The organism is Actinomadura craniellae (genome assembly GCF_003289645.1).
Taxonomy (GTDB): domain Bacteria; phylum Actinomycetota; class Actinomycetes; order Streptosporangiales; family Streptosporangiaceae; genus Actinomadura_D; species Actinomadura_D craniellae.
In genome coordinates this window covers 117,865-142,966 of record NZ_QLYX01000017.1, presented here as the reverse complement: position 1 = coordinate 142,966, position 25,102 = coordinate 117,865, and the positions used below count along the sequence as shown (strand labels likewise).

The following is a 25,102-nucleotide window of genomic DNA, read 5'->3' as shown; positions in this document are numbered from 1 at the left end:
AAAAGCGGTGCCCGCCCTGTGGACATTGCCGGGAGCGTGCGCGAGGCTTGATCCCGAGCAAGCATTCGGTTACCCCTCAGGCGTTTCCGCCCCTTCCACCCCTGGCCAGGAGGCACCCAGCATGCGCGAGCACGACCGGCTGTTCATCGGAGGCGAGTGGGCCGCCCCGGCCGGCACCGCCACCATCGACGTCATCTCCCCGCACACCGAAGAGGTCCTGGGCCGGGTGCCGGAGGGCACCGAGGCCGACATCGACGCCGCCGTGGCCGCCGCGCGCACCGCCTTCGACCACGGCCCGTGGCCGCGCATGTCCCCGGCCGAGCGAGCCGAGGTGCTGGGCCGGCTGTCGGCCATCTACGCCGAGCGGCACGCCCAGATGGCGGAGCTGGTGACGGCCGAGATGGGCTCCCCCGCCGGGTTCTCGGTGTTCGGCCAGGCGCTGATCCCGCAGATGGTGCTCCAGTACTACGTCGACCTCGCCGGCACCTACGCCTGGGAGGAGGAGCGCCAGGGCATGCTCGGCCCGGTGACCGTGCGCCGGGAACCGGTCGGCGTGGTCGCCGCCATCGTGCCGTGGAACGTCCCCCAGTTCGTCACCCTGACCAAGCTGGCGCCCGCCCTGGTCGCCGGCTGCACCGTCGTCCTCAAGCCCGCCCCCGAGACGCCGCTGGACGCCTACCTGCTCGCCGAGTGGATGGTCGAGGCGGGCCTGCCCGAGGGCGTGGTCAACATCGTCCCCGCCGGCCGCGAGGTGGGCGAGCACCTGGTCACGCACCCCGGCGTCGACAAGGTGGCGTTCACCGGCTCGACCGGCGCCGGCCGGCGCATCGCCGCCCTGTGCGGCGAGCGGCTCAAGCGGGTCAGCCTGGAGCTGGGCGGCAAGTCCGCCGCGATCATCCTGGACGACGCGGACCTCGCCGCCACCATGGAGGGCTTCAAGCTCGCCTCCCTGATGAACAACGGCCAGGCGTGCGCCGCGCAGACCCGGATCCTCGCCTCGCGCGCCCGGTACGCCGAGGTCGCCGACGCGCTCGCCGCCATGGTCGGCGGCCTGAAGGTGGGCGACCCCGCCGACGTCACCACCGAGATCGGCCCGCTGGTCGCCCGGCGGCAGCAGGAGCGGGTGGAGGGCTACATCCGCATCGGCCAGGAGGAGGGCGCCAAGGTCCTGGTCGGCGGCCTCGACCGCCCGCACGACCGGGGCTGGTACGTGGCGCCGACCGTCTTCGGCGACGCGACCAACGACATGCGCATCGCCCGCGAGGAGATCTTCGGCCCGGTGCTCACCCTCATCCCGTACGAGGACGAGGCCGACGCGATCCGCATCGCCAACGACAGCGACTACGGCCTCGGCGGCTCGGTGTGGACCGCCGACGTCGATCACGGCGTCGACGTCGCCCGCCAGGTCCGCACCGGAAGCTGCGGCGTCAACCTCTACGTCCTGGACGTCAACACCCCCTTCGGCGGCTACAAGGACAGCGGCATCGGCCGCGAACTCGGCCCCGAGGGCCTGGCCGCCTACCTGGAACACAAGTCCATCCCCCGCCCCGCCGGCTGAGCCGAAGGAGCCGCGGCGGTGCCGAGCATCGCCCCTTTCAACCGTGGTCCTTCAGGGTCCAGGGCGCCATGGCGCCTCGGGTCCTGGAGGTCATCGGGCAGTGGCGCGCAAAGCCGGTCGTGACCTTGTCAGGGCGTCAGCTCGTCGCGCTTCACGCGGGCCAGGAGGGCAGCGAAACCACCGGCTGAGAGGGTGAGGTGCCCGGCAGCGGGGTTGGTGGAGTCTCTGACGCCGATGGTGTTTTCGTTGAGGTCGGCAATCTCGACGCAGTTACCGTTCTGTCCGCTGTAGGAGCTTTTCCGCCATGCGGTACGGGACGTGTCGCGATGAGCCATCCCGCACCTCCTTCTAGCTGATGCTCAGCCGGTTGCATCTGCAATGCGCTGGATGAGCGTTACGGACTGGTCTGGGTGCAGTGCGGCCGCAAGTAGGCGGTCGAATGCAATCATAAACCGGGCTATATCGCTTGCGCCTTCCAGGTACACACCGTCCGGGAGGCTTTCCAGATACACCACCGTGGGGTCGGTCGGCTCCGCAAAGTCGAGCATGACGAACGGACCGGTCGTGCCGGCATGTGCGCCTGCCGCGAACGGCACGACCTGGATGGTCGTCCGCCCCTGCTCTGCCATCTCGATCAAGTGCGCGAGCTGGTGTTTCATCACGGCTGCGCCGCCGACCTGCCGGTGGAGAACCGCTTCGTCCAGGACCGCCCACAAGCGCGGCCGGTCGGGTCGGTTCAGGAGCTCTTGCCGCGCCGTGCGCACTTCCACCCGTCGTTCGATCTCGTCGGGGTCGAGCTCCTGGGGCCCACCGCGGATCATGGCGCGGGCGTAGTCAGGCGTCTGGAGCAGCCCTGGCACCATCAGTGGTTCGAAGGTCCGGACGGCCACGGCGCCCTCTTCCAGACCGATGAACACCTGGTACGGATCTGGGAGAACGTCGCGGAAGGAGTGCCACCAGCCGGCCTTCCGGGCGTCGCGAGCAAGTTGGAGGAGTCCTTCCTTTTCAGCACCGGTGACGTTGTAGAGATCGAGCAGTTCCCGCACACTGCGCGGTTGCGGCTTAGTACGGCCGGTCTCGATGCGGAACAGCGTGGATCCAGCCCATTCGAGCCGCCGTGTCACCTCCTCTCGGCTCAGGCCAGCAGCTTCCCGCCGCTTGGTCAGCTCCAACGCCAGCCGTCGCGCCCCGAGCACCGGGCTGCGCCCTCGATCTTGTCGACGAACCATCATCTCCCCGCTCGAAAATCCCTAGCAGTATTCCATAAGCAATATTGCATCGCTCTTGAGACTAGTGCATCCTGGCAACGCCAGCATGTCACCGAACACAGTCGGAACACAGCAGAACGTGCACAAGCGGGTGAGCTGAACGGAGAAGTGGCAGATGCCGTGGTTGGTGGAGTACCGAGAGTTGGCCGGGACGAAGAGCGCTCCTGGATGGGCACGGCGGTTAGTGGCGGAGTCACTGACCTGCTGGGGGCTACCCGACGCATGTGAAGCGATGCAGCTGATCGTCAGCGAGCTGGTGACCAACAGCGTGACCGCGCTGGAGGAGACGGCACGGCACATGGCGCCGCAGGTGCCGGCGGTGCGGTTCCGGCTGTCGGCCGACCCGGGACCGGACGGGGCGATGGTGACGGTGGAGGTATGGGATCAGCTCCCGTCCCCGCCGAGGCCGCGATCGCCGGTGGCGACAGAGGAGGGTGGCCGGGGACTGCTGCTGGTGGGAGCGGTGGCCAAGGAGTGGGGCTGGTACTGGCCCGACCACCGGGTGGGACCAGGTGTGGAGTGGCGCCCTGCCGAGCCGAAGCTGATCACCGAGAGCACGGCCCTGTTCGGGAAGGTCACCTGGGCCACGGTGACCAACGGGCACGGCCGCGGAGGCCCATTGCCCACACCTGGCTGAAGGGCCACCCGCAGTACGCCCCCTGACCAGTGGTCCTTCAGCATCCGAGGTGCCATCGCGCCCTGGATACTGAAGGACCATGGTCGTCAGGTGACCAGTGCCGCACAGGCGATCCGCCAGGCCGCCGGCCGGCGACACCGTTCACCGTTATGGACTGATCTTCGACCGGCTCCGGACAGACGCCCTGGGGTGCGACGAATCGGCCGATATGATCGCCCAACTGGCCGAGTAGCCGTACCAGGGAGAGATGTGCACAGCCGCGGCTTCCCGCCCATCGCCTGGCGCAAGAGCACGCGCAGCTCCGACGGACCCACCTGCGTAGAAGTCGCCGCGTACGAGGACCGCAGGTACATCCGTGACAGCACGGACCCGGACGGGCCGGTGATCGCTCTCACGCCGAGTACCTGGACCGTGCTCCTTCACGGCATTCAAGCCGGGGCGCACGACCTTCCCCGGTGACCGACCCGAAAGGGAACCTCGCGGCGCGTCCCAGCCGATCTTGAACCGGTGGCCTGCTCTCGTCCGTCCGCCTGGCGCGCAGGCCGGTCGTGGATCTGCTTTCGCGGTGAGGAAGCAACCGCTAGGTTGCCTGCATGCGGATCATGGTCACCGGGGCCTCCGGGTTCGTCGGGTCGCACGCGGTCGGCGCGCTGCTGGCGGCGGGGCACGAGGTGCGGGCGCTGGTGCGCGACCCCGGGCGGGCCGCCGGCGTGCTGGCGGCCGCCGGGATCGACGCCGGGAAGGTGGAGTTCGTCCCCGGAGACATGCTCGACCGGGCGGCGGTCGACGAGGCGTTGCGGGGCTGCGACTCCGCGCTGCACTCCGCCGCCGCGATCGGGATCACCGGGCACGGCGGCGCGGCGGAGGCCGTCATCGAGGCCAACGTCACCGGCACCCGCAACGTGGTGGGCGGTGCCGTGGCGCTGGGGCTGGGGCCGGTGGTGCACGTGTCGAGCGTGGGGGTCTTCGTCCCACCGGCCGGCCCGGTGATCAGCGCGGACGGGCCGCTGTCGGCGGCCCCGCGGGACGCCTACGGCCGGTCCAAGGTGGCCGCCGACCGGTACGCGCGGGAGCTGCGGGAGGCGGGCGCCCCGGTCACGATCGTCTACCCGGGCGGGGTGTGCGGCCCGCACCAGCCCACCCTGGACGCCCTGATGGAGGGGCTGGCCGGCGGGCTCGGCATGGGCTGGCCGGTGCCGCGGCGCGGCGGGATGTCGATGATCGACGTCCGCGACCTCGCCGAAGGGCTGGCCCGCGCCGCCACCGGCACGGCCGCCGGGTCACGGCTGGTGCTCGGCGGGCACTTCCTCACCTGGCCCCGGCTGGCCGACCTGTGCGACGAGGTCACCGGGCGCAGGTGCCGCCGCTTCCCGGTACCGGCCGGGGTGATGGTCGGGCTCGGGGCGCTGCTGGACGCGGCCAAGCGCGTCCGGCGCTTCGACTACCCGCTGACCCGGGACGCCGCCGAGTACATGGTCTCCCTGGTGCCCACCGACGACCGGCCCGCGCTGGACGCGCTGGGGCTGGAGCTGCGGCCGGTCGAGGAGACCCTGGCCGACTCCGTCCGCTGGCTCGTCGCGGCCGGGCACCTGGACCCCCGTAAGGCCGGCCGGCTGGGGGCCGAGAACGAGGAGAGCACGTGACCCTGTTCCAGCGGGTGTTCGGCCCACCGTTCCAGCGGATCTCCGGGGCGGCCTGGTTCGCCCGGATCGGCCCCGCGGTGATGCCGCCGCTGGACCGGGCGCTGCACCGGATGTCGGGCGGGCGGCTGATGACCGGCCAGTTGCTGGTGCCCAGCATGGTGCTCACCACCACCGGCGCCGTCAGCGGGCTCCCCCGTCGGACGCCACTGGCCTGCCTGCCTGAGCCGGACGGCGGCTGGGTCGTGGTGGGCAGCAACTTCGGCCGGGAGAAGCACCCCGCCTGGACCGGCAACCTGCTCAAGGACCCCGTGGCCGAGGTCGGTTTCCGGGGCCGTGCCGTCCCGGTGACGGCGCGGCTGCTGGAAGGGGCCGAGCGGGACGAGGTGTGGCCGCGGCTGCTGAAGGTCTGGCCGGTGTACGACCGCTACGTCGAGCGGTCGGGCCGGGAGCTGCGCGTCTTCCGGCTCACCCCGAAGTGATCACTTGGGTCCGCGGATCAGCCGGGCCAGCCGGCGGCCGACGAGCAGGTAGGCCAGCACCACCCCGGCGGTGTTGAGGATCACGTCGTCGGTGTCGAAGGCCCGGCCCATCACCAGGAGACCCTGCGCCACCTCGATCGTCAGGGAGACCACCGCGGCCACCAGCGCCAGCCGCAGCGGGCCGCGCAGCCGCGAGACCACGATCGGCAGCAGCACCCCCAGCGGGGCCAGCAGCGCCAGGTTGCCGCCGAGGTTGAGCACCGCCTCCTTGAACGGGCGGTCGAGGTAGAACTTCAGGCTGTGCCCCGGCTCGGTGTTGCCGACCGCGTTGCCGTTGTCGGCGACGGGGGTCAGCGTGACCCGCGCCGCCCAGTACGAGAAGGCGCCCAGGGCGCCCAGCGCCACCAGTACGGCCAGCACTCGTAGCGGGGTCACGTACCACGACGACCTCTTCTTCGAAGCTGCCGTCGTTTTCTTCGAAGGTGCCGTCGATCCTGTCTTGGCCGTGGTCGTCGCGGGCACGTCTTCCCTTCCGCCGTTCCGTCGATCGGCCGGGATCCTTCCGCTGAGCAGGGCGTTCATTCCTATCCATAAGGTGACCAGCGCGTTCTTTCCAGGCACCGGATACGGCTCCGCCCCGACGCCACGAAGGCGCCGGGGCGGAGAGACGGCTCAGGCGGTGCCTACCTCCGCCCTCACCTCACTCACTCGCTCCGCGGACCACTCGTCCCTCGCGGCCCACTCCACTCGCTCCCTCGGCTCAGGCGGTGCCTACCTCCGCCCTCACCTCACTCACTCACTCCGCGGACCACTCGCTCCCTCGGCTCAGGCGGCGACGGTGGAGTCGTTGACGGCCGGTTCCAGCGCCAGCTCCAGCGCCTCCCGGACGTCGGCGACCGCGAACACCGTGAGCTGCTCCAGCACCTCGGCCGGGACGTCGTCCAGGTCCGGCTCGTTGCGCTTGGGGATCAGCACGGTCGTGATGCCCGCCCGGTGCGCGGCCAGCAGCTTCTGCTTCACCCCGCCGATCGGCAGCACCCGCCCGGTCAGCGACACCTCACCGGTCATCGCCACGTCGGAGCGGACCGGCCGGCCCGACAGCAGCGACGCCAGGGCGGTGGTCATGGTGACGCCCGCGCTCGGCCCGTCCTTGGGCACGGCCCCGGCGGGGACGTGCACGTGGACGCCGCGCTCGCGCAGGTCGCCGACCGGCAGTTCCAGCTCCGCGCCGCGCGACCGCAGGTAGCTCAGCGCGATCCGGGCCGACTCCTTCATCACGTCGCCGAGCTGCCCGGTGAGGGTCACCCCGGTGTCGCCGGTCTCCGGGTCGGCCAGCGACGCCTCGACGTACAGGACGTCGCCGCCGGTGCCGGTGACCGCCAGGCCGGTGGCCACGCCGGGCACCGCGGTGCGCCGCTCGGACGCGTCCAGCGAGATCTCCGGGGTGAAGCGCGGCCGGCCCAGGTACCCGGTCAGGTCGGCGGCGCCGACCGTGACGGGCAGTTCCGCCCGGCCCAGCGCGACCTCGGCGGTCACCTTGCGCAGCACCCGGGCGATCGACCGCTCCAGCGAGCGGACGCCCGCCTCCCGGGTGTACTCGGCCGCCAGCAGGCGTAGCGCCGCGTCGTCGACCGCCACGTCCTCGCCGGTCAGGCCGGCCTGCTCCAGCTGGCGCGGGAGCAGGTGGCCGCGGGCGATGGTGACCTTCTCGTCCTCGGTGTAGCCGTCGAGCCGGACGAGTTCCATCCGGTCCAGCAGCGGGCCGGGGATGGCCTCCAGCACGTTGGCGGTCGCCAGGAAGAGCACGTCCGACAGGTCGAGCTCGACCTCCAGGTAGTGGTCGCGGAAGGTGTGGTTCTGCGCCGGGTCCAGGACCTCCAGCAGCGCGGCGGTCGGGTCGCCCCGGTAGTCCGCGCCGACCTTGTCGACCTCGTCCAGCAGCACCACCGGGTTCATCGAGCCGGCCTCGCGGATCGCGCGGACGATCCGGCCGGGCAGCGCGCCGACGTAGGTGCGCCGGTGGCCGCGGATCTCGGCCTCGTCGCGGACGCCGCCCAGCGCCACCCGGACGAACGTCCGGCCCATCGCGCGGGCCACCGACTCGCCCAGCGAGGTCTTGCCGACCCCGGGCGGGCCGACCAGCGCGAGCACGGCGCCGGAGCGGCGGCCGCCCACCACGCCCAGCCCGCGGTCGGCGCGCCGCTTGCGCACCGCCAGGTACTCGACGATGCGTTCCTTGACGTCGTCGAGCCCGGCGTGGTCGGCGTCGAGGATCGCGCGGGCGCCGGCGATGTCGTAGGAGTCCTCGGTGCGCTCGTGCCACGGGATGTCGAGCACGGTGTCCAACCAGGTGCGGATCCAACCGCCCTCGGGGGACGCGTCCGAGGCGCGCTCCAGCTTGTCGACCTCCTTGAGGGCCGCCTCGCGGACCTTGTCGGGCAGGTCGGCGGCTTCGATCCGGGCCCGGTAGTCGTCCTCCTCGTCGGCGGGGTCGCCGTTGAGCTCGGCCAGTTCCTTGCGGACGGCGGCGAGCTGCTGGCGCAGCAGGAACTCGCGCTGCTGCCGTTCCATGCCCTCTTGGACGTCCTTGCGGATCGTCTCGGCGACGTCCATCTCGGCGAGGTGGTCACGGGTCCAGCCGATCACCAGGTTCAGCCGCTCGACGACGTCGGCCGTCTCCAGCAGCTGCACCTTCTGCTCGGCGGTGAGGTACGGGGCGTACCCCGCGTTGTCGGCCAGAGTGGAGGGGTCGTCGATCTGCTGGACGACGTCCACGACCTGCCAGGCGCCGCGCCGGCTCAGCGTGGCGGCGACCAGGTTCTTGTACTCCTTGGCCAGTTCCCGGGTGCGGGCGTCGGCGGGGACGGACTCCTCCCGGGTGCCCTCCACCCAGAGCGCCGCGCCGGGGCCGCTGGTGCCGGTGCCGACCCGGACCCGGGCCACCCCGCGCACCACGGCGCCGGGCTCGCCGCCGGGCAGCCGCCCCTCCTGCTCGATCACGCCGAGGGTGCCGACGGCCGCGTACCGGCCGTTCAGCCGGGGCACCAGCAGCACCTGGGGCTTGCCGGTCGAGCGGATGCCGGGGCCCTGCGGGCGGCCGGCGCCGCGGGCGGCCTCGATCGCCGCGCGCACCTCGCCGTCGGACTTGTCGAGGGGAACCACCATGCCGGGCAGAACGACCTCGTCGTCCAGCGGCAGCACCGGCAGCGTCAGAGTCTCGCTCATGCTTGCTCCATCTCTCGGGACCCAGGGGGTTGAGTCACTCACACTCAAGAAAACGGAGCACGATTTTGTTTCCGCAGCCGCGTTCGCTGTCAGCGATCGCCGGAGCGGACCGCCGTCCCGTGCGGTCGGACGTGCCGGTGGGCATGTCGGTGGGCAGGGCCTGCATGCGCCGGCCGCGAGGGGACCGCCGCGCCGGGAGCCTGCCACCACCGGCGGCACCGAAGATCGCTCTGCTCGCTTGGAGGCCGACCATGACCGCCGATTCACCGTCCGGCCACCGGGCCATCGAGAACCTGATCGCACGCTACGCCGAACTCGTGGACGCCGGGGATTTCGCCGGGCTGGACGCCCTGCTCGCCGGCGCCACCTTCGTGGGAAGCGCGGCAACGGTGAGCGGCCGCGGTGAGATCGAGAAGATGCTCCGGGACACGGTGATCGTCTACGCCGACGGCACGCCACGGACCCGGCACGTCACCACCAACCTCGCCATCGAGGTCGACGAGGAGACCGGCACGGCCACCGCGCGATCGTATTTCACCGTGTTGCAGGCACTGCCCGATCTGCCGCTGCAACCCATCGTCGCCGGCCGGTACCGGGACCGCTTCGAGCGCTGCGACGGGCAGTGGCGGTTCCTGGAGCGCTGTGTCCTCCCCGACCTCGTCGGTGATGTCAGCCGCCACCTCCGCCAGGCCGCCGCACAGGCGTAGCGCGCTTCCGGCGGGAAGAACCGGACGATCCGCATGCCGGATGCCTGATCAGCCCCGGTCGTTCACAGGGAACGGCGTGGCGCGTACGGCGCAGCAGTCACCCACGTGCGGGCCGGCCGCGCGCCCGCGACGGCATTGCGGATCGGCGGGCGCCGTGACAGCGTGCGAAGGAGATGTAAGGTCCGATCCTCGGGAGGTCGATCGTGACGATCATGGTCCCCGGCAAGGTCCCGGCTTCCGCTTCGGCGGCAGCGCGGACGGCGGCTTGACGGCCCGCTCCACCATCGGCCCGTCCCGCCGGCCGGCGCCCGTGTCGCGCGCCCGCTCCTGACGTCGAAGCGGCTCCCTGCGCAGCAACCGTCCTGCGCCTCCACCCGCATGGCTTCATGACGTCACCCCCGAGGAGCACCGATGTCCGCACACCCGCCCTTCGAACCGCTCAACGGACCCGAAGGCCAGCCCACCCCCGTCCTGCGGCACGGCGACACCGTGCTGCGCCCGGCCGGGCCCTGGACACCCGCGGTCCACGCCCTGCTCGTCCATCTGGAGAACGTCGGTTTCGCCGGCAGCCCCCGCGTCGTCGGCGACGGATACGACGGCCGCGGGCACGAAGTCGTGACCTACATCGACGGCGACTTCGTCCACCCGCACGCCTGGAGCGACGAAGGCGTCTGGCGGGTGGGCCGGCTGCTGCGCGACCTCCACGACGCCACCGCCGGCTTCCGCCCGCCGCCGGACGCGACCTGGCACCCCTGGCCGTTCCACAGCGACGCACCCGACGCGATCATCAGCCACCGCGACCTCGGCCCCTGGAACATCGTGGCCCGCGACGGCCTGCCGGTCGCCTTCATCGACTGGCCGACCGCCGGCCCCACCGATCGCCTCGACGAGATCGCCGGCGCCGCCTGGCTGAACGCCCAGCTCCACGATGACGACGTCGCCGAACGGCAGAACCTGCCCGACGCCGCCGCGCGCGCCGGCCAGCTGCGCCGATTCCTGGACGGTTACGGTCTGGCCGCCGGCGAGCGCCGGACCCTCGTGACACGGATGATCGAGTACGCCGTTCGCGATTGTGCCGCCGAAGCCGTCGCCGTGCCGGTCACCCCGGAATCCACCGACCCGGCACCGCTCTGGGCGCTGGCCTGGCGAGCGCGGTCGGCGGCGTGGATGCTCCGCCACCGCCCGCTGCTCGAACGCGCCATCACCTAGCCGGCATGGTGCTCATCGGGTTCGGGCCGCGGGTGGCCGTCGAGTGGCGCCGAACCCCGCCCTGCCGGCCGTACCGGGTTCTGTGGCTGACCTGTGTTTACGCGCCCATGACACATGGGTACTGTGTGCAATGAGTTAGTCACACAGAGTCAGGCTCGACCTCTCGGAGCGGCAAAGGCTCCGGGGCCGGCGAAAGGGGAGGGTCACATGCGTCCCGAGCACTCTCCCCGGTGTGGCGAGTTCCCCAGCGTTCCCCGGTCAGGCCCGGCCCGGATGGCCGAGGGCGTCGTCGCCGTGACGACACACCTCGGGTCCTCGGCCGTCCCGGGCCTGGCAGGTGCCGGCGATCGCCCCGACGACCGCTTCGGTGACCAGATGACGCCGGTGCCGTACGCCCCCACCGCACCGGCGTCCTCCTCTGCCGGGCCGGCGGCATCCCTCTTGAGCAGTGCCGCCGGCCCGGCCCATGCCCCCGCGACCGAAGGAGGTGACGCGATCACGCCGAACTGATCATCTGGGCGCACCGGGCCGCCCCACCCCCACTCTGAGACCGCCCGGACCGAAAGCGAAAAGAAGACAGCACACCACAAGAGACAGCAGAAAGAACGACCGCCGTGTCCCCCGCGGCCCGCGGAGCACCCCCTCCGCGGGCCGCCGACACGGTGTCACACCCTGCCGGCCGGCACGGCTCGCGGTCGGGTCAGGTGCTCGCCTGCTGCTGCGCCCGGGCCTCGGCGACCACGCGACGCTCGACGAAGAAGGCCAGGAAGGGCACCAGGCCGGCGGCCACCATGGAGACCATGCGGCTCACCGGCCAGCCCGCCCGGCGGTAGAGATCGAACGCGAACACGAGGTAGACCATGTAGAGCACCCCGTGCACCGGCGACACGATCGACGACACGATCGGCTCGCCGCCGATGTACTTCACCGGTACCGCGATGAAGATGAGCACGATCAACAGCACGCCCACCACGTTCGCCAGCACCCGATACCGGGACACGGCCGCTTCCACAGGACACACCTCGTTCTGGTCGTCGCGGTCGGAGTTCGTCGCGCCCGCCGGTCAGCCCTTCGGGCGGGACTCCGCATTGAGCCGGGCGAGATAGCGGTTGTAGGCCGCCAGGCTCTCGTCCTCTTCCTCGTGCTGCCGGATGATCTCGGCGGTGGTGCGCGGCTCGGCGGGTTCGGCCGGTTCCTCGGCGGCCTCCGTGTCGTCGTCGCTCAGCTCGTCGCGGATCATCTTGACCCACATCACGATCACGAAGATGGCGAAGATCGGCCATTCGAAGACATAGGCCCAGCTCCGCCCGTTGCCCTCCTGGGCACGCTGCAACTGCCACCAGCCGAAGGCCAGGAACGAGCTGAACAGCACCGCCGCCAAGGCGTGCAGCCCGAGCCATCCGGGGGTGAAGAACCGTCGCACGTCACCGAGCGTACCGGTACCCCCGCCGTGCTCGACTTCGGGTCGCCCCGTGCGCCCGCGCTCCGGACGGTCGGTGCGGGGCGAGTCAGTGCGGGGCGAGGACGTCGAGCATGCCCGCGACGGTGGCGTGCCAGGGGTAGCGCTCGGCCTGGGCGCGGGCGGCGCCGCGGCGCAGCGGCTCGGGCCGGCGCAGCAGTTCCCGCACCCCGGCGGCGAAGGCCGCGCCGTGCGGCGGCACCGCGACCCCGCTCCCGCCGGACAGCAGTTCCCAGGCGGCGCCCCGGTCGGCCGCCACCACCGGCGTCCCGCAGGCCAGTGCCTCCAGGACCGCCAGCCCGAACGACTCGAACGGGCAGGGGGCCAGCACCACGTCGGCCTCCGCCAGCAGCCGGGCCACCTCCGCCCGCGAACCCACATGCCCGTGGAAGCTGACCGGGAGCCCTTCCCGCGCGGCCTCCCGGCGCAGCGCGGCCGCCCGCGGCCCGGCTCCCACCAGGTCGAGCCGGGCGGGCACGCCCCCGCGCACCAGCTCGCCGAGCGCGGCCAGGGCCAGCTCGGGCCGTTTCTCCTTCGACAGCCGGCCCAGGTGGACCAGCCGCACGGTGCCGTCCGGCGGCCGGGGACGTGGCGCCGTGTCCCGGCCCGCGCTGAGGGGACGGAACGTCTCCAGGTCGACGCCCAGCGGCACCCGGTGTAGGGCGGGCGCGCCGATCCGGGCGAACTCGGCCGCGGAGAACGCCGACGTGACCACGATCGCGTCGAACGCGCGGACCAGCCGCCGGTTCCAGCCGTCCGCCGCCGCCTCCAGCGGCACCCAGCCGGGCGTCCGGGGCGACAGCACCGCGTCCAGCCGCTCGTGGGAGAACAGCACCGAACGCACCCCGTTCCGGCGCGCCCAGCGTGCGGCCACCGCCAGGGTCGCCTTGTCGGACACCTCGATCACGTCGGGCCGGAGCCGGGCCAGCACCCGCAGCACCGGCCGCGGATCCAGGACGAAGCGGTAGCCGGGCGCCACCGACGGCCCCGGCACCGTCACCACCGTCCCCGCCTCGGTCTCCCGCCGGCCGTAGGCCGGGCCCGGCACCACCAGCGCCCGCTCGTGCCCCGCCGCGACGTACCCCCGCCCCAGCATGTCCACGGCCGTCCGCAGCCCGCCGGACACCGGGCTGTACAGGTTCGCCAGTTGCACCACCCTCACGGTGTCGGCCCCGCCCCCCGGGCCGCCCACCGGGTGACGAGGGCCTCGTAGGTGACGGGGCGGCCGCCGGCGGCCAGGGCGTGGTCGATGGCGGCCAGGGCGGCGGAGCGCAGGCCGGGCCGGGCGAGGTCGGCCGGATGGAGGGCAATGCGGAAGGGGGTGCGGGTGCGGGTGAACGCCCGCGTCGCGCCCACCATCAGCCGGGCTCCGGCCTGCTCCCCCGCGCCGCCGGGCCGGTGCGACAGCGCGGGCATCCGGCCGGACCTGCCGCGGCTCAGGTCGTGCACGGCGAGCTGGCTCGTCCAGTACCGGAACCCCAGCCCGGCCAGCGCCCGGCGGGCCCCCGGCGAGGCGAGCCAGCCGGGCGGGGTGAACCCGACCACGCCGATGTCGGCGTCGGCCAGCACGTCGAGTCCCGCCCGCAGCAACGACCGCGCCTGCGGTTCGGTGAGCGACCAGAACTCCCCGGCCCCCCGGGCCACCGCCAGGTTCACCGCCCGCCGCCAGGCCGGGCCGCCGGGCCGCCCGGCGTGCCGGAAGCCGTGCAGGGACAGCTCGTGCCCCCGATGTTCGGCCCGGTGCAGGAACGCGACCAGTTCGGCGTCGTCGGGCAGCGCGGGCCCGCCGGCGTAGGGGCCCGGGATCACCAGCAGCGTGGCGGGCACCCCGCGCGCGTCGAGGTCGGCGACCCAGCCGGCCGCCTCGTCGGCCGTCGCGGGCGCCACGTCATGCACCGACACCACGAACGGGAAGCTCACGCGACCCGCCCCAGGGGGGCGACACCGCGGACCTCGTCGTAGTGCGCGACCAGTTCGGCGCAGACGGCCGTCCAGGACCGGTTCTGGACGGAGCGGTGCGCCTGCGCGCCCAGTTGGAGCCGCAGCTCGGGACCGGCGACCAGGGCGGCCACCGCGGCGCGCAGCGCGTCGCCGTCGTCGGGCGGGTACAGCAGCCCGCTGACGCCGGGACGGACCAGGTCCAGCGGGCCGCCCGCGGCGGGTGCCACCACCGGGACCCCGGCGGCCAGCCCCTCCTGCACGGCCTGGCAGAAGGTCTCGTCGGCGCCGGTGTGCACGAAGACGTCGAGGGAGGCGACCAGTTCCGACAGCTCCGTTCCGGTCAGGAAGCCGGTGAAGACCGCGTCCGGCAGCAGCCGCCGCAGCCGCCGCTCCTCCGGCCCGTCGCCGGCGACCACGAGCCGGGTGCCGGGGAGGTCCGCCAGCCGGGCGAGCAGTTCCGGGCGTTTCTCGGCGGCGAGCCGGCCCACGTATCCGACCAGGGTCTCCCCCGCCGGGGCGAGCCGGGCCCGGAGCCCCGCCGAGCGGTGCCGGGGGTGGAAGCGCGCGTGGTCCACGCCACGGGCCCACAGCGCCAGCCGGGGGATGCCGCGCCGCTCCAGCTCCTGGAGCGTCGGGGTGGAGGGGGCCAGGGTGCGGGCGGCCTGCTCGTGTACCCGGCGCAGCCAGGACCAGATGATCGGGTCGGTGCCGCGCAGCCCGTACCGCCGGGCGAACCCGGCGATGTCGGTCTGGAACACCGCCACGGCGGGCACGTCCAGCCGGCGGGCGGCGGCGGCCCCGGAGGCGCCGAGCACCAGCGGGGACGCCAGGTGCACGACGTCCGGTTGGAAGGCGCGCAGCGTCGCCGCCACCTGGCGGGTGGGCAGCCCGACGACGAACGAGCGGTAGAAGGGCAGGGCGATGCCCGGCACCGGCCGGACGGTCTGCCCGGCGTGGGCGTTGGGGCCGGGGCCGGGCGCGATGACCAGCGCCTCGTGCCCGCGGGCCGCGAGATGCTCCAGGATCCGGCAGACCGAGTTGGTCACCCCGTTCACCCGGGGGAGGAAGGACTCGGTCACGATGGCGACCTTCACGCCCGTGATGGTCACCGTCCCGGGCGACGCGGGAATCGCCGCCGGGCGCCACTTCGGGAAACATCGGGCAAACGCCCTATCTTCCGACATCTTGTCGGTGCCGCCCCCTAGGTTCTGCGTCATGTCGAGCACGGCACAGGCGTACAGCTACGCCCGCCCCTCCGCCCTCACCACCGACCGGCTGGGGCTGTCCACCTCCGGGGGCACCACGACCCGCGGCCCGGTCACCCGGCCGCACTTCTTCAGCGGCGTGGTCACGCACGCCGCGCCCGCGGCAGCGGGGCTGCTCGGCCTCGCCGACGTGGCCCGCACCCGCTACCACCAACCCCGGCCGACCGGTTTCCGCGATCCGGTGGTGACCTGCAACGGCGACCGGCTGCGGCTGGAGTCGTTCTCCGCCTGCGGCGGCGTCTACGCCCGCCTCGACCTGCTCCAGGGGGCGCTCGACGGCGACGTGGTCGAGCGCGGCACCACCAACGTCGACGTCAACGGCCCGCTGCGCGAGGCGCTGGCCCGGGTCGGCGGCGCCGACCCGCTGCACCTGGCGGTGGGCGACGACGAACTCGCGGTCACCACGCTCGACGGCGCGGTGGTGGAGAAGAAGGTGCCGCTGCCCGACCGCTGGCTGCGCGGGTTCGCCGAGGTACAGGTCATCACCGCCGGGTTCGACCCGCGCGCCGAGCTGTCCGGGCCGGAGGCGGTGCGGTTCCTGCGCGGGCTGCCCCGCCGGCGGACGGTGCTGTGGGCCGTACCCGCCGGGCGGGCGCTGCGGCTGGCGTCCCGGCCGGCCCCGGGGGCGGTCTGCCTGCCCGGGCCGGAGCGGCTGGGCACGATGGCGCCGCTGCTGCGGTTCGCCCGGGCGCTGCGGGTGTACGGGCCGCCGGTGCGGGCCGGCAACGGGCCGGCCGCGAGCGTCTGGGAGCTGGAACTGCCCGGCATGCGGTACGTACTGTCCCTCTCCCCCGAGCTCCACCGCGGGTTCTCCGGCGAGGGCGCCGTGCTGGACGCCCTGGCCACCGACGAGTCAGCCGACGACGCCGAACTGGTGGGGGCGCTGCTGGCCTTCGAGCCCCGGGTCGAACCCGACCTGCTCGCCGGGCGGGCCGGGCTGGACGCGCCCCGGGTGCGCGCCGCGCTGACCCGGCTGGGCACCGCCGGGCGGGTCGGCTACGACACCGCCGAGGCCGCGTACTTCCACCGCGAACTGCCCTACGACCCCGACCGGGTCGCGGCGCTGAACCCCCGGCTGGCGGCGGCCCGGGCGCTGGCCGACTCCGGCGCCGTCCGGTTCGCCGAGCCGGACCTGGCGCTGGTGACCACCACCGGAGGCGTCCGGCAGGTCCGGCCCGGTGCGGGAGCGTGCACCTGCCCCTGGTGGATCGACCACCGCGGCGGCCGGGGTCCCTGCAAGCACGTGCTGGCCGCCCGGATGACCGCCGCCGCGGAGCTGACGGAAGGAGCGGGCCGATGACCGCCTGGGACGAGGTGCGGGCGGCGATCGAGGCCGGCGACTCCCCGCGCACGGCGGCGCTGGTCAAGGGGTTCACCCCGGCCGAGCGCCGGGCGGTGGCCCGGGAGCTGCCCGGCTTCCTGCGCGCCTCCCGCGACCAGTGGGGCGTGCTCTACCGCGTCAAGGCGGCGCCGCTGCGGGTCGCGGGGGCCGGCTGCCTGGGCGGGGCCGCGGCCACCGCCTCCTGGCTGTGCCGCGACGAGCTGCGGCCCTGGAGCTTCCGCGACGGCGCCCTCCGCCGCCTCGTCGCCGAGACCCTGGACGCGCTGGCCGACCGGCCGGCCGAGTGGCGGCTGGACGTGGCCCACCGGATCGCGGGCCGGCTGCGCCCGGCCACCGCGGAGGGCGAGCAGTACCACTGGCGGCTGGCGGCCGAGCTGGCCTTCGGCGCGGACGGCACGCCCCCGGCCGGGGACGCCTTCGTGCTCGGCTGGATCCGGTGGACCGAGCTCGGGACGCTGGAACGCGACCCGTTCCTGGACGAGCTCGTGCCCCGGCTGTTCGAGGCCGAGGGCGCCGGCGCGGTGCTGGAACTGCAGGGCACGGGCGGCTGGGTGCCCCGGCTGGTCGCGCTCTCCGCCGCGGGCCGGGTGAAGCGCGAGACGCTGCTCGACGGCTGCGTGAGCCGGTTCCTGCGCGGCGGCCGGGCCCAGGAGCTGCGCTGGTTCACCGTCCTGTACGACGCGCTGGAACCGACCCCCCAGGAGGCCGCCGCGCGGGGGCGCGACCTGGCGCGCGTGCTGCCCGCCTCCCCCGGGAAGGTCGCCGAGCTGGCACTGCGGGAGATCCGCCGCGCCGACGAGGCTGCCCCGCTGGAACCCGCGCTGTTCGCCGAAGCCGCCGAGGCGGTGCTGTTCCGGCCGGAGAAGAAGCTGGTGCGCGCGGCGCTGACCTGGCTGGACCGCACGGCCCGCAAGCACGACCGGGTGGACGCCACCCTGCTCGCGCTCACCACCGCGTTCGGCCAGGAGGCCTTCGACCTGCGGGAGCGGGCGGTGAAGGTCGCCGCCCGGCACCTGGACCGGGCCGCCGACGCGACCCGGTCCGCCGTCCGCGACGCCGCCGCGGCGCTCCCCGCGGAGCTGCGGGATCCGCTCGGCGCGGGCGGCGACGGCGCGGGCGACGGTCCCGAGCCGGTCGCCGAGCTGCCGCCGTACCTGCCGTCCGGCCAGCCGCCGCAGCCGATCTCCTCTCCGGCGGAGCTCGCCGGGGAGGTCGTGCGGCTGGCCCGGACCTGGCAGGTCGACTGGGCGGAGACCGAGCGGCTCCTGGCCGGCCTGGTGGCCTTCGCCCACCGCGAGCCCGAACGGATCTCGGCTGCCTTCGAACACGCCGTGGGGCCGGAGAGCCACTGGGCGTTCCACTGGGGCGGCGGCGAGTTCAGCGACTACACCAGCACCTGGCTGTGGTCCGCGCTGCGCGCCGTCCTCCACCCGGGCAGCCGGAAGACACCGCGCGCCGTCCGGTCCACCGACTCCGTCCGGCGCCCGGTGCCGCACCAGGTGCTGCTGCACCGGATGTGGGAGCTCACCGGACTGGTCGGCACCGTACCGGTCCTGCTCGCGACGCCGACCACGGCGAACGGGCAGATCGACCCGGCCGAACTCGTCGCCCGGCTGGAGACGCTGGAGGCGGCCGGGTTGCGCGCGGGGCCGGTCGATCTGGAGCAGGCGCTGCTGCGCCTGCCCCGCGAGATCGACGCCGCGACCGTCCGGCGGGCCGGGGCGCTCTCGTCGCCCGACGGGCGGGCCGCCGCGGCGTGGATGGCCGTGGGCGGGCTGCCCGAGCCGACCGTCACCTGCGCCGCGCTGCCCCTGCCCGAGAACTCCTACCGGGTCTCCCAGGGATCGGATGGCCCGTCCGAGTGGCTGCTCGCCACCGTGACCGCCGACGGCGTCGCGGGCCTCGCCGCGAAGCTGTGCCGGTACCCGGAGAACGGCAGGTGGCTGAGGATGCCACAGACGGTCTTCCACGACTCGATCGGCTGGTGGCCCGCGATCATGCCGTCCCACCCGGAGGTGATCGCGGCGCACCTGCTGCCCCACCTGATCAGGGGGACCGAGCAGCGGATGGGCCAGGGCGGGCTTCTGCTCGGGCTGGCCGAGGGCGACGGGCCCGCGGGCGCGGCCACCGCGGCGGCGCTGTGCTGCGGGCTCGGCGCCCGGGCCGCCGAGGAGCGGTCCGGGGCGGTCGACGCCCTGCTGGTGCTCGCGGCCCGGGGCCGGTTGCCCGCCGCCGAGCTGGGGCGGGCGCTGGGCGTGCTGGTCACCCAGCAGAACGTCAAGCTGAACCGGGTGACCGGGGCGCTGCGCGAGGCGGCCCGGGGCGGCGCGCACGCCGGGGTCTGGTCGGCCGTGGCCGCCGCGCTGCCCGCCCTGCTGCCGGCGGCCGGCGAGCGCGCCCCGGCGGGCCTGCCCGACCTGGTGGCCCTCGGCGCGGAGACGGCGCCCCTGGCGGGTGCCCGGGGTGAGGTGCCCGGGCTCGCCGCCGTCGCCGCCCGCGGAGGCACCAGCCGGCTGGTGCGCGAGTCCGCCCGGCTGAACCGCCTGCTCACCGGCGGCTGAGAGCCCGAAACGATGTCTAGGATGTGGGGTCCGTTGACCAAAGGCCGATATGTCAGCCCCTGAGTTGATCGGAAGCACATGACGGCGAGCAAGGAAGCGGCGGCCACCCGGTCGCCGGCGCAGCGGCGGGTGCTCACCGTCCTCACCACGACACAAGTGCTCGGCGGCATCGGGGTGGCCACCGGCCTCGCCATCAGCACCCTGATCGCCGCGCGGCTGTCAGGCTCGGACGCGATCGGCGGGCTCGCCCAGACCTGCTCCGTGCTCGGCGCGGCGGTCGCGGCCGTCCCGCTGGCCCGGACCGCCACCCGGCGGGGGCGGCGTCCCGCGCTGGCGGGCGCGTACGGCTGCGCCGCCGCCGGGGCACTGGTCGCGGCCCTCGGCGCGGCCCTGGACTCCTGGCCGGTCCTGCTGGCCGGGCTGTTCCTGCTGGGCGCCGCGACCGCCGGCGGCCTGGCCGCCCGGTACGCCGCCACCGACCTGTCCCAGCCGGGCCACGCCGCCCGCGACCTGTCGATCGTGGTGTGGGCGACCACGATCGGCTCGGTGGCCGGCCCCAACCTGGCCGACCCCGCCGACCGGGCCGGCCAGTCCCTCGGGCTGGCCGCGGGCGCCGGGCCGTACGTCTTCGTCACCGGCGTCTTCGCGCTGGCCGCGCTCGGCGTCTTCGCCCTGCTCCGCCCCGACCCCCTAGCCGCCACCGCCGGCCCCCGCCCGCCCGTTCCGGCGCCCGGGTCCGCGCCGGGCGGCGGGGCATGGGCGACACTGCTGGCGTCGCCCGGGGCGGGGCTCGCCGTCGCGGCCGTCGTGGTCAGCCACACCGTGATGGTGGCGGTGATGTCGATGACGCCCGTCCACCTCCATCACGGGCACGCGAGCCTGACCGTCGTCGGCGTGGTCATCAGCCTGCACATCGCCGGGATGTTCGCGCTGTCCCCGGTGGTGGGCTGGCTCGCCGACCGGTTCGGGCGGGTGGCGGTGCTGCTGCTGGGAATGGCCCAGCTCGCCGCCGCCGCGGTGCTGGCCGGGCTGTCGTCACCGCACGAGGTGAAACTGCTCACGGTCGCACTGGTCCTGCTCGGCCTGGGCTGGTCGTGCGGCCTGGTGGCCGGGTCGGCGCTGCTCACCGAGTCGGTACCGGTCGAGCGCAGGCCCGCCGTGCAGGGCCTGTCCGACCTGCTCATGAACGGCGGCGCGGCGGCCGGCGGGGTACTGGCCGGAGGGATCGTGGCGCTGTTCTCCTACGCCGCCCTCGCCGGAGTGGCCCTCGCCCTGGTACTCCCGATGACCGCCGCACTGCTGGCCGCCCGCAGGCGCCCCCTCGCCACGGCCCGCTGACCGCTCACCGCCGCCGTGGCCCGGCCAGCACCGCCGGATCGAACTCCACCTTGAACGGCTCAGCCAGGGTCAGCGTCTCTCCGGCGGGGACCCGGGCCGTCCGCTCGTACGCGCCGTCCCGCAGCGTCAGCTGTGGTGGCGCCCCGGACGCCCCGTCGTTTGGCGGTTGCCGCCTCGGGTAGGGCGCGCAACCGCAGGGGCGGGCCCAGTGCTCCGCCCGACCGTAGAGCTGAAGGAGGCACCGTGGTCGCCCATGGTGAACAGCGCGACGTCATCGCCGTCCTGTGCCATGACCATCGCGAGGTGGAAGAGATGTTCGACCGGTTCGCCCGGATCCCGCTCGACGACGAGCAGGGGCGGCGCGAGCTGGTGGACCAGGTGGTCATCGAGCTGGCCCGGCACTCCGTGGCCGAGGAGCAGCACCTCTACCCGGCCGTCCGGCGCATCCTGCCGGACGGTGACGAGATCGCCGACCGGGAGACCGCCGACCACGCGGCCGCCGAGCGGACGATGAAGGAACTGGAGGAGCTGGAGCCCTCCGACCACCGCTTCAACGACGCCTTCGGGCGGCTGGTCCGCGAGGTGCAGGCGCACATCGCCGAGGAGGAGGGCGAGCTGTTCGCCCGGCTGCGCGAGGTCTGCGACCCCGACACCCTGCTCGACCTGGGCCGCAAGGTGGAGCGGGCCAAGCGCTTCGCCCCGACCCGGCCGCATCCGGTCGCGCCCGACCGGCCGCCGCTGAACCGGCTGACCGGTCCCGGCACCGGCCTGGTCGACCGGGCCCGCGACCTGCTCACCGGACGAGGCCGGTGACGGGAGCCGGTGGCGGAAATACCGGCGGGGCGCGGCGGGACGGCTGACCGCCCCGCCGCGTCCGTCGCTCAGCCCGCCGGGAACGCGTAGCGGACGCCGGTGAGGGTTTCGGAGATCTCCCAGAGCCGGCGGCCCACCGCCGGGTCGCCCGCCCGCGGTGCCGTCGAGACCTCGGTGGGCAGCCCGCGCGACTGGAAGAAGCTGCGCGGGCCGTAGCAGGCGCCGCCGGACACGTCCGGGGAGACGGCCGCGTACAGCGAGGGCAGGGCGCCGCGCTCGGCGGGCTGCGCCACGAGCACGTTGGCCGCGCCCATCGCCCGCTCCCGCAGCCGGCTGCCCGCCAGTCGGGGGCCGGCCTGCTGGAGGTTGGTGGCGGCGTATCCCGGGTGGGCCGCCACGCTGGTGAGCCCGGTGGCCCGGCGGTCGAGTTCCTTGGTGAATGCCAGGTTGGCCAGCTTGGCCCGGGAGTAGACGTCCCAGCGGCGGTAGCCACGCTCGGCCCCGGGGTCGTCCAGGAGGTCGTCGAAGTTGGTGCGGCCGCTCCAGGCCATCATGCTCGTCACCGTGACCACCCGGGAGGCGGGTGCGGCGAGCAGCGCGGGCAGCAGCAGCCCGGTCAGCGCGTAGTGGCCGAGGTGGTTGACGCCGAACTGCATCTCGAAACCGTCGGCCGTGGTCCGCCGCGGCAGCGCCATCACCCCGGCGTTGTTGACCAGGATGTCGAGGGGGGTGCCGGTGTGCGCGTCCGCGAACGCGCGCACCGACGCCAGGTCGGCCAGGTCGAGCGCGGCGAGGGCCGCGTCGCCCTCGGGGGCCGCGGCCCGGATCCGGGCGAGTGCGTCGGCGCCCCGCTCCGCGCTGCGGCAGGCCAGCACGACGCGCGCGCCGTGCCGGGCCAGTTCCAGCGCGGTGTGGAAGCCGATGCCGCTGTTGGCGCCGGTGACGATCGCCCGGCGGCCGGTCAGGTCAGGTATGTCCCCGGCGGTCCATCCGCCCATCGTCCACATCCGCTCAGGAGGGGAGCGTCTTCTCGATCGCCGCGACCACCTCGTCGGTGTCGGGCTCGGTCTGCGGGGCGAACCGGGCCGCCACCGTGCCGTCCGGGGCGATCAGGAACTTCTCGAAGTTCCACCGGATGTCGCCGGTGTGCCCGCCCACGTCGGGGGTGTCGACCAGCTCGCCGTAGAGCGGGTGCCGGTCCTCGCCGTTGACCTCGACTTTTTCCGTCATCGGGAAGGACACCCCGTAGGTCGTCGAGCAGAACTGCTCGATCTCCTCGGCGGTTCCGGGCTCCTGACCCATGAACTGGTTACACGGCACCCCGAGGACGGTGAATCCGCGGGAGGAGTAGCGACGCTGCAATTCCTCCAGCGCCGTGTACTGCGGGGTCAGGCCGCACTTGGAGGCGACGTTGACGACCAGCACGGCCTTGCCCCGATACTGTCCGAGATCTGCGGTTCCGCCCCGCAGGCTCCCGATCTCTACCTCGAAAATAGACATGGTCCCGATCTTAGGAGATCGGAAGCCGTGACCCTCAGCCGAGGTTGTTCACGAACTGAGCAAGCGAGTCGCCCGCGTCAGCCAGCGCGCCGAATGCGTTGTCGACCACGTTGGCAGCGTTGGCCGGCTGGCTGAGCAGGTAGAACGCAACGAAAGCGATGGCAACGTAGCGGCCGTACTTCTTTACCATGGGCGCCGTCCCTTTGCTCGCACAGTGACACACTGACCTGATTCAGTTGTGCCCGCCTGATTCTCTCCGCAAAGAGACTGTAAGGCTTTCGTGACCACCGCGGTACGCCGACACCAACTCTCACCGCGCTGACCTGCGGCCTTCCACGACAAGAGTGACGTTCACCCCGCGACCGCCCGTGCCCGGCCGGTGATCCGTCACGGAATTGCGCTCATGAACTGCGAAACCGACTCGGCCGCGTGGTTCAACCCGCCCACCGCGGCGGAGACCAGATCGGCCGCGCCCTCGGGGCGGCTGATGATGTACCAGGCGGCGAACGCGAGCGCCGCGATCTTCACGTACTTCTTGTTCATGAGCCCCACCCTAGGTAATGGATCTGCCACCGAGAGTGATTCCCATGGTCGGGCGGGGACGCCCCATACGGGCACAAAGAGCCGGTCAGGCGTCGCAGTCGTGCCGCCTGTTCCGCACCGTCCCGTCCGTACTGTCGGCTCCGGGCGGGCGCTAGGAGTGCTTGGCCAGGTAGTCCACGTACACCGGCCGTAGCGCCTCCGCCAGCGGCCCCTCGTCGGCGTGCCGGAGCTCGTCGAGCAGAGCCAGGCCGTGCAGGATGTCGAACTTCGCCCGATCGAGATCGCCGGTCGCGGCGTTCGCCGCCGGGATCTGCCGCAGCAGGTCCCAGACGAAGCCCACGTCGCGCCGTTCCCGGGCCAGCCGGAGAGCTCGGTCATGCAGTTCCGCGGCCGGCAGGCGCTCCAGTTCCTCGATGTCAGAGGTGTCTGCCATGTCCCGACAATAGCCTCACTTGGCGATCACGCTGCGCGGCACCGGCCGGTCGGCGCGCAACGCCCCGAACAGCGTGTTCGCCTTGCTCGTGTCCCAGCGGATGTACGAGCCGACCCCGGGAGACGAGCCGAACCCGCCCACCGGCACCGAGGTGGTCAACCCGTCCCCGCCGCTGACACCGCGCATCGCCCACATCATCCGGACCAGGTCGTGCAGGTGGTCGCCCTCGTCCACGGAGAAGTTGTCGGTGGCGCTGAGCGCCAGCGGGATGGCGCGGAACGGGTTGGCGAGCACCCCCGGCGAGGTCGCCCGGTCCATCAGCGCCGAGAAGAACTGCCGCTGCCGCTCGATCCGGTCGAGGTCGGCGCGGGCCGAGGCGCGGGTGCGCACGTAGCCGAGCGCCTGGCCGCCGTCCAGCCGCTGGCAGCCGGGCTGCAGGTCGAGGCCGGCCTTGGGGTCGCGCATCCGCTGCTTGATGCACATGTCGACGCCGCCGACGGCGTCGACGACGCCCACGAACCCGCCGAACCCGATCTCCGCGTAGTGGTCGATGCGCAGCCCGGTCGCCCGCTCCACCGTGCGGACCAGCAACTTGGGCCCGCCGAACGCGAACGCCGCGTTGAGCTTGTTGGAGCCATGGCCCGGAATGGGCACGTACGAGTCGCGCGGCAGGCTGACCAGGGTGGTGCCGCCCTCGCCGTAGTGCAGGAGCATCATCGAGTCGGTGCGGCGCCCCTGCGCCCGGCCGGTCTTGAGCCGGCGCCGGTCGGCGCTGGACAGCCCGGCCCGGCTGTCGGAACCGACGATCAGCCAGTTGGTGCCCGGCGTGTCGGCGGGACGGCCGGCGTAGTCGGTGAGGACCTCCTCGCGGTGCAGCCGCGAGTCGAGGTAGAAGTAGCCGCCGACGACCACCACCAGGATCACGACCAGCAGCGTCAGCAGCGCCCGGCCCCAGCCGAAGCGGCGGCGGCGCGGCCGCCGCACCTCGCGGGTAGGCGCGCCGCTGCGGTAGTCCTGGGCGGGCGGAACCCGGGACTCCCGGGTCCGGCCCTCCGACCATGCGTCCGTCATGGAGTCAACATATTGAAACTCGGCCGGTTTCGCGTCACCTGTGCGAATGATGTCCCTATCTCGTAGGTCGCCATGATGTGTGACCGACGGCATGGAGCGGATGGCCCTGG

General features: G+C 73.5%; 26 protein-coding genes. 11 read left to right on the top strand and 15 right to left on the bottom strand.

Features of this window, described 5'->3' with window-relative positions:
* Window positions 1-121: 121 nt before the first annotated feature.
* Window positions 122-1,558: an aldehyde dehydrogenase gene (locus tag DPM19_RS29325; RefSeq protein WP_111871290.1), complete on the top strand. Its 1,437-nt coding sequence runs from the start codon at window positions 122-124 to the stop codon at window positions 1,556-1,558.
* Window positions 1,559-1,686: 128 nt separating this feature from the next.
* On the opposite strand, the gene DPM19_RS29320 is transcribed toward DPM19_RS29325, so the two are convergent.
* Together DPM19_RS29320 and DPM19_RS29315 are read right to left on the bottom strand one after the other, a co-directional pair.
* Window positions 1,687-1,893 carry a DUF397 domain-containing protein gene (locus DPM19_RS29320; RefSeq protein ID WP_111871289.1) on the bottom strand — a complete coding sequence of 69 codons (207 nt, stop codon included), beginning with the start codon at window positions 1,891-1,893 and terminating at the stop codon, window positions 1,687-1,689.
* A gap of 24 nt (window positions 1,894-1,917) precedes the next feature.
* Window positions 1,918-2,754: a helix-turn-helix domain-containing protein gene (locus DPM19_RS29315; RefSeq protein WP_199485348.1), complete on the bottom strand. Its 837-nt coding sequence runs from the start codon at window positions 2,752-2,754 to the stop codon at window positions 1,918-1,920.
* 187 nt (window positions 2,755-2,941) lie between these two features.
* On the opposite strand from DPM19_RS29315, the gene DPM19_RS29310 reads away from it, so the two are divergent.
* The 4 genes from DPM19_RS29310 (at window position 2,942) to DPM19_RS29295 (ending at window position 5,585) form a co-directional block, all read left to right on the top strand.
* Window positions 2,942-3,463 (top strand): ATP-binding protein, encoded by a 522-nt coding sequence (locus DPM19_RS29310; RefSeq protein WP_325050298.1) that lies wholly within the window; start codon window positions 2,942-2,944, stop codon window positions 3,461-3,463.
* 90 nt (window positions 3,464-3,553) lie between these two features.
* Window positions 3,554-3,922, top strand: coding sequence for a DUF397 domain-containing protein (locus DPM19_RS36980; protein ID WP_325050297.1), 369 nt, complete (start codon window positions 3,554-3,556; stop codon window positions 3,920-3,922).
* 134 nt (window positions 3,923-4,056) lie between these two features.
* Entirely contained in the window at window positions 4,057-5,106 is a 1,050-nt protein-coding gene (locus DPM19_RS29300; RefSeq protein WP_111871287.1) for an NAD-dependent epimerase/dehydratase family protein, read from the top strand.
* Window positions 5,103-5,585: a nitroreductase family deazaflavin-dependent oxidoreductase gene (locus tag DPM19_RS29295; protein WP_233510901.1), complete on the top strand. Its 483-nt coding sequence runs from the start codon at window positions 5,103-5,105 to the stop codon at window positions 5,583-5,585. The genes DPM19_RS29300 and DPM19_RS29295 overlap by 4 nt, the downstream gene beginning before the upstream one ends.
* On the opposite strand, the gene DPM19_RS29290 is transcribed toward DPM19_RS29295, so the two are convergent.
* Window positions 5,586-6,020: a VanZ family protein gene (locus DPM19_RS29290; protein WP_233510898.1), complete on the bottom strand. Its 435-nt coding sequence runs from the start codon at window positions 6,018-6,020 to the stop codon at window positions 5,586-5,588.
* Between the two features lie 390 nt (window positions 6,021-6,410).
* Window positions 6,411-8,810 (bottom strand): endopeptidase La, encoded by a 2,400-nt coding sequence (gene lon / locus DPM19_RS29285; RefSeq protein WP_111871285.1) that lies wholly within the window; start codon window positions 8,808-8,810, stop codon window positions 6,411-6,413.
* Window positions 8,811-9,061: 251 nt separating this feature from the next.
* On the opposite strand from lon, the gene DPM19_RS29280 reads away from it, so the two are divergent.
* Together DPM19_RS29280 and DPM19_RS29275 are read left to right on the top strand one after the other, a co-directional pair.
* Window positions 9,062-9,517 (top strand): nuclear transport factor 2 family protein, encoded by a 456-nt coding sequence (locus tag DPM19_RS29280; protein WP_111871284.1) that lies wholly within the window; start codon window positions 9,062-9,064, stop codon window positions 9,515-9,517.
* 411 nt (window positions 9,518-9,928) lie between these two features.
* Complete coding sequence (locus DPM19_RS29275; protein WP_111871283.1) at window positions 9,929-10,726, top strand: aminoglycoside phosphotransferase/kinase family protein; 798 nt, start codon at window positions 9,929-9,931, stop codon at window positions 10,724-10,726.
* 700 nt (window positions 10,727-11,426) lie between these two features.
* Here DPM19_RS29275 and DPM19_RS29270 read toward each other — a convergent pair.
* The 5 genes from DPM19_RS29270 to DPM19_RS29250 form a co-directional block, all read right to left on the bottom strand.
* Window positions 11,427-11,726 carry a DUF3817 domain-containing protein gene (locus tag DPM19_RS29270; protein ID WP_233510896.1) on the bottom strand — a complete coding sequence of 100 codons (300 nt, stop codon included), beginning with the start codon at window positions 11,724-11,726 and terminating at the stop codon, window positions 11,427-11,429.
* Between the two features lie 63 nt (window positions 11,727-11,789).
* Window positions 11,790-12,149 carry a hypothetical protein gene (locus DPM19_RS29265; RefSeq protein ID WP_111871281.1) on the bottom strand — a complete coding sequence of 120 codons (360 nt, stop codon included), beginning with the start codon at window positions 12,147-12,149 and terminating at the stop codon, window positions 11,790-11,792.
* An 85-nt stretch (window positions 12,150-12,234) separates the two neighbouring features.
* Window positions 12,235-13,338 carry a glycosyltransferase gene (locus tag DPM19_RS29260; RefSeq protein ID WP_233510894.1) on the bottom strand — a complete coding sequence of 368 codons (1,104 nt, stop codon included), beginning with the start codon at window positions 13,336-13,338 and terminating at the stop codon, window positions 12,235-12,237.
* 5 nt (window positions 13,339-13,343) lie between these two features.
* Window positions 13,344-14,105, bottom strand: a complete 762-nt coding sequence (locus tag DPM19_RS35510) for a DUF2334 domain-containing protein (RefSeq protein ID WP_158566932.1) — start codon at window positions 14,103-14,105, stop codon at window positions 13,344-13,346.
* On the bottom strand, window positions 14,102-15,220 hold the full coding sequence (locus DPM19_RS29250; protein WP_199485347.1) for a glycosyltransferase family 4 protein: 1,119 nt from the start codon (window positions 15,218-15,220) through the stop codon (window positions 14,102-14,104). The genes DPM19_RS35510 and DPM19_RS29250 overlap by 4 nt, the downstream gene beginning before the upstream one ends.
* A 121-nt stretch (window positions 15,221-15,341) precedes the next feature.
* Between DPM19_RS29250 and DPM19_RS29245 the strand changes: the two genes are divergently transcribed.
* From DPM19_RS29245 to DPM19_RS29230, 4 genes are all read left to right on the top strand, one after another.
* Window positions 15,342-16,691 carry an SWIM zinc finger family protein gene (locus DPM19_RS29245; RefSeq protein ID WP_111871280.1) on the top strand — a complete coding sequence of 450 codons (1,350 nt, stop codon included), beginning with the start codon at window positions 15,342-15,344 and terminating at the stop codon, window positions 16,689-16,691.
* On the top strand, window positions 16,688-19,294 hold the full coding sequence (locus DPM19_RS29240) for a DUF7824 domain-containing protein (protein ID WP_111871279.1): 2,607 nt from the start codon (window positions 16,688-16,690) through the stop codon (window positions 19,292-19,294). The genes DPM19_RS29245 and DPM19_RS29240 overlap by 4 nt, the downstream gene beginning before the upstream one ends.
* A 78-nt stretch (window positions 19,295-19,372) precedes the next feature.
* Window positions 19,373-20,632 (top strand): MFS transporter, encoded by a 1,260-nt coding sequence (locus tag DPM19_RS29235; RefSeq protein ID WP_111871278.1) that lies wholly within the window; start codon window positions 19,373-19,375, stop codon window positions 20,630-20,632.
* A 243-nt stretch (window positions 20,633-20,875) separates the two neighbouring features.
* A complete protein-coding gene (locus tag DPM19_RS29230) occupies window positions 20,876-21,445 on the top strand; it encodes a hemerythrin domain-containing protein (RefSeq protein ID WP_199485346.1) in 570 nt (189 codons plus the stop codon).
* A 68-nt stretch (window positions 21,446-21,513) separates the two neighbouring features.
* On the opposite strand, the gene DPM19_RS29225 is transcribed toward DPM19_RS29230, so the two are convergent.
* The 6 genes from DPM19_RS29225 to DPM19_RS29210 form a co-directional block, all read right to left on the bottom strand.
* Window positions 21,514-22,443 (bottom strand): oxidoreductase, encoded by a 930-nt coding sequence (locus tag DPM19_RS29225; RefSeq protein ID WP_111871277.1) that lies wholly within the window; start codon window positions 22,441-22,443, stop codon window positions 21,514-21,516.
* 13 nt (window positions 22,444-22,456) lie between these two features.
* The gene (locus DPM19_RS29220) at window positions 22,457-22,945 is read right to left on the bottom strand and encodes a glutathione peroxidase (protein WP_111871276.1); all 489 of its coding nucleotides are present in this window, start codon (window positions 22,943-22,945) and stop codon (window positions 22,457-22,459) included.
* A gap of 34 nt (window positions 22,946-22,979) precedes the next feature.
* Complete coding sequence (locus tag DPM19_RS35910) at window positions 22,980-23,135, bottom strand: hypothetical protein (protein ID WP_199485345.1); 156 nt, start codon at window positions 23,133-23,135, stop codon at window positions 22,980-22,982.
* A 197-nt stretch (window positions 23,136-23,332) separates the two neighbouring features.
* Window positions 23,333-23,488 (bottom strand): hypothetical protein, encoded by a 156-nt coding sequence (locus tag DPM19_RS35905; RefSeq protein ID WP_199485344.1) that lies wholly within the window; start codon window positions 23,486-23,488, stop codon window positions 23,333-23,335.
* Between the two features lie 151 nt (window positions 23,489-23,639).
* Window positions 23,640-23,921, bottom strand: coding sequence for a hypothetical protein (locus DPM19_RS29215; RefSeq protein WP_111871275.1), 282 nt, complete (start codon window positions 23,919-23,921; stop codon window positions 23,640-23,642).
* A 15-nt stretch (window positions 23,922-23,936) separates the two neighbouring features.
* On the bottom strand, window positions 23,937-24,992 hold the full coding sequence (locus DPM19_RS29210; protein ID WP_111871274.1) for an LCP family protein: 1,056 nt from the start codon (window positions 24,990-24,992) through the stop codon (window positions 23,937-23,939).
* Window positions 24,993-25,102 lie beyond the last annotated feature (110 nt).

Excerpts from the sequence above, each read along its gene's own strand:
- DPM19_RS29325 (WP_111871290.1), top strand. The coding sequence starts at position 122 with ATGCGCGAGCACGACCGGCTGTTCATCGGAGGCGAGTGGGCCGCCCCG.
- DPM19_RS29320 (WP_111871289.1), bottom strand. The coding sequence starts at position 1,893 with ATGGCTCATCGCGACACGTCCCGTACCGCATGGCGGAAAAGCTCCTAC.
- DPM19_RS29310 (WP_325050298.1), top strand. The coding sequence starts at position 2,942 with ATGCCGTGGTTGGTGGAGTACCGAGAGTTGGCCGGGACGAAGAGCGCT.
- DPM19_RS29300 (WP_111871287.1), top strand. The coding sequence starts at position 4,057 with ATGCGGATCATGGTCACCGGGGCCTCCGGGTTCGTCGGGTCGCACGCG.
- lon (WP_111871285.1), bottom strand. The coding sequence starts at position 8,810 with ATGAGCGAGACTCTGACGCTGCCGGTGCTGCCGCTGGACGACGAGGTC.
- DPM19_RS29280 (WP_111871284.1), top strand. The coding sequence starts at position 9,062 with ATGACCGCCGATTCACCGTCCGGCCACCGGGCCATCGAGAACCTGATC.
- DPM19_RS29275 (WP_111871283.1), top strand. The coding sequence starts at position 9,929 with ATGTCCGCACACCCGCCCTTCGAACCGCTCAACGGACCCGAAGGCCAG.
- DPM19_RS29245 (WP_111871280.1), top strand. The coding sequence starts at position 15,342 with ATGTCGAGCACGGCACAGGCGTACAGCTACGCCCGCCCCTCCGCCCTC.
- DPM19_RS29240 (WP_111871279.1), top strand. The coding sequence starts at position 16,688 with ATGACCGCCTGGGACGAGGTGCGGGCGGCGATCGAGGCCGGCGACTCC.
- DPM19_RS29235 (WP_111871278.1), top strand. The coding sequence starts at position 19,373 with ATGACGGCGAGCAAGGAAGCGGCGGCCACCCGGTCGCCGGCGCAGCGG.
- DPM19_RS29225 (WP_111871277.1), bottom strand. The coding sequence starts at position 22,443 with ATGGGCGGATGGACCGCCGGGGACATACCTGACCTGACCGGCCGCCGG.
- DPM19_RS29220 (WP_111871276.1), bottom strand. The coding sequence starts at position 22,945 with ATGTCTATTTTCGAGGTAGAGATCGGGAGCCTGCGGGGCGGAACCGCA.
- DPM19_RS35910 (WP_199485345.1), bottom strand. The coding sequence starts at position 23,135 with ATGGTAAAGAAGTACGGCCGCTACGTTGCCATCGCTTTCGTTGCGTTC.
- DPM19_RS35905 (WP_199485344.1), bottom strand. The coding sequence starts at position 23,488 with ATGAACAAGAAGTACGTGAAGATCGCGGCGCTCGCGTTCGCCGCCTGG.
- DPM19_RS29215 (WP_111871275.1), bottom strand. The coding sequence starts at position 23,921 with ATGGCAGACACCTCTGACATCGAGGAACTGGAGCGCCTGCCGGCCGCG.
- DPM19_RS29210 (WP_111871274.1), bottom strand. The coding sequence starts at position 24,992 with ATGACGGACGCATGGTCGGAGGGCCGGACCCGGGAGTCCCGGGTTCCG.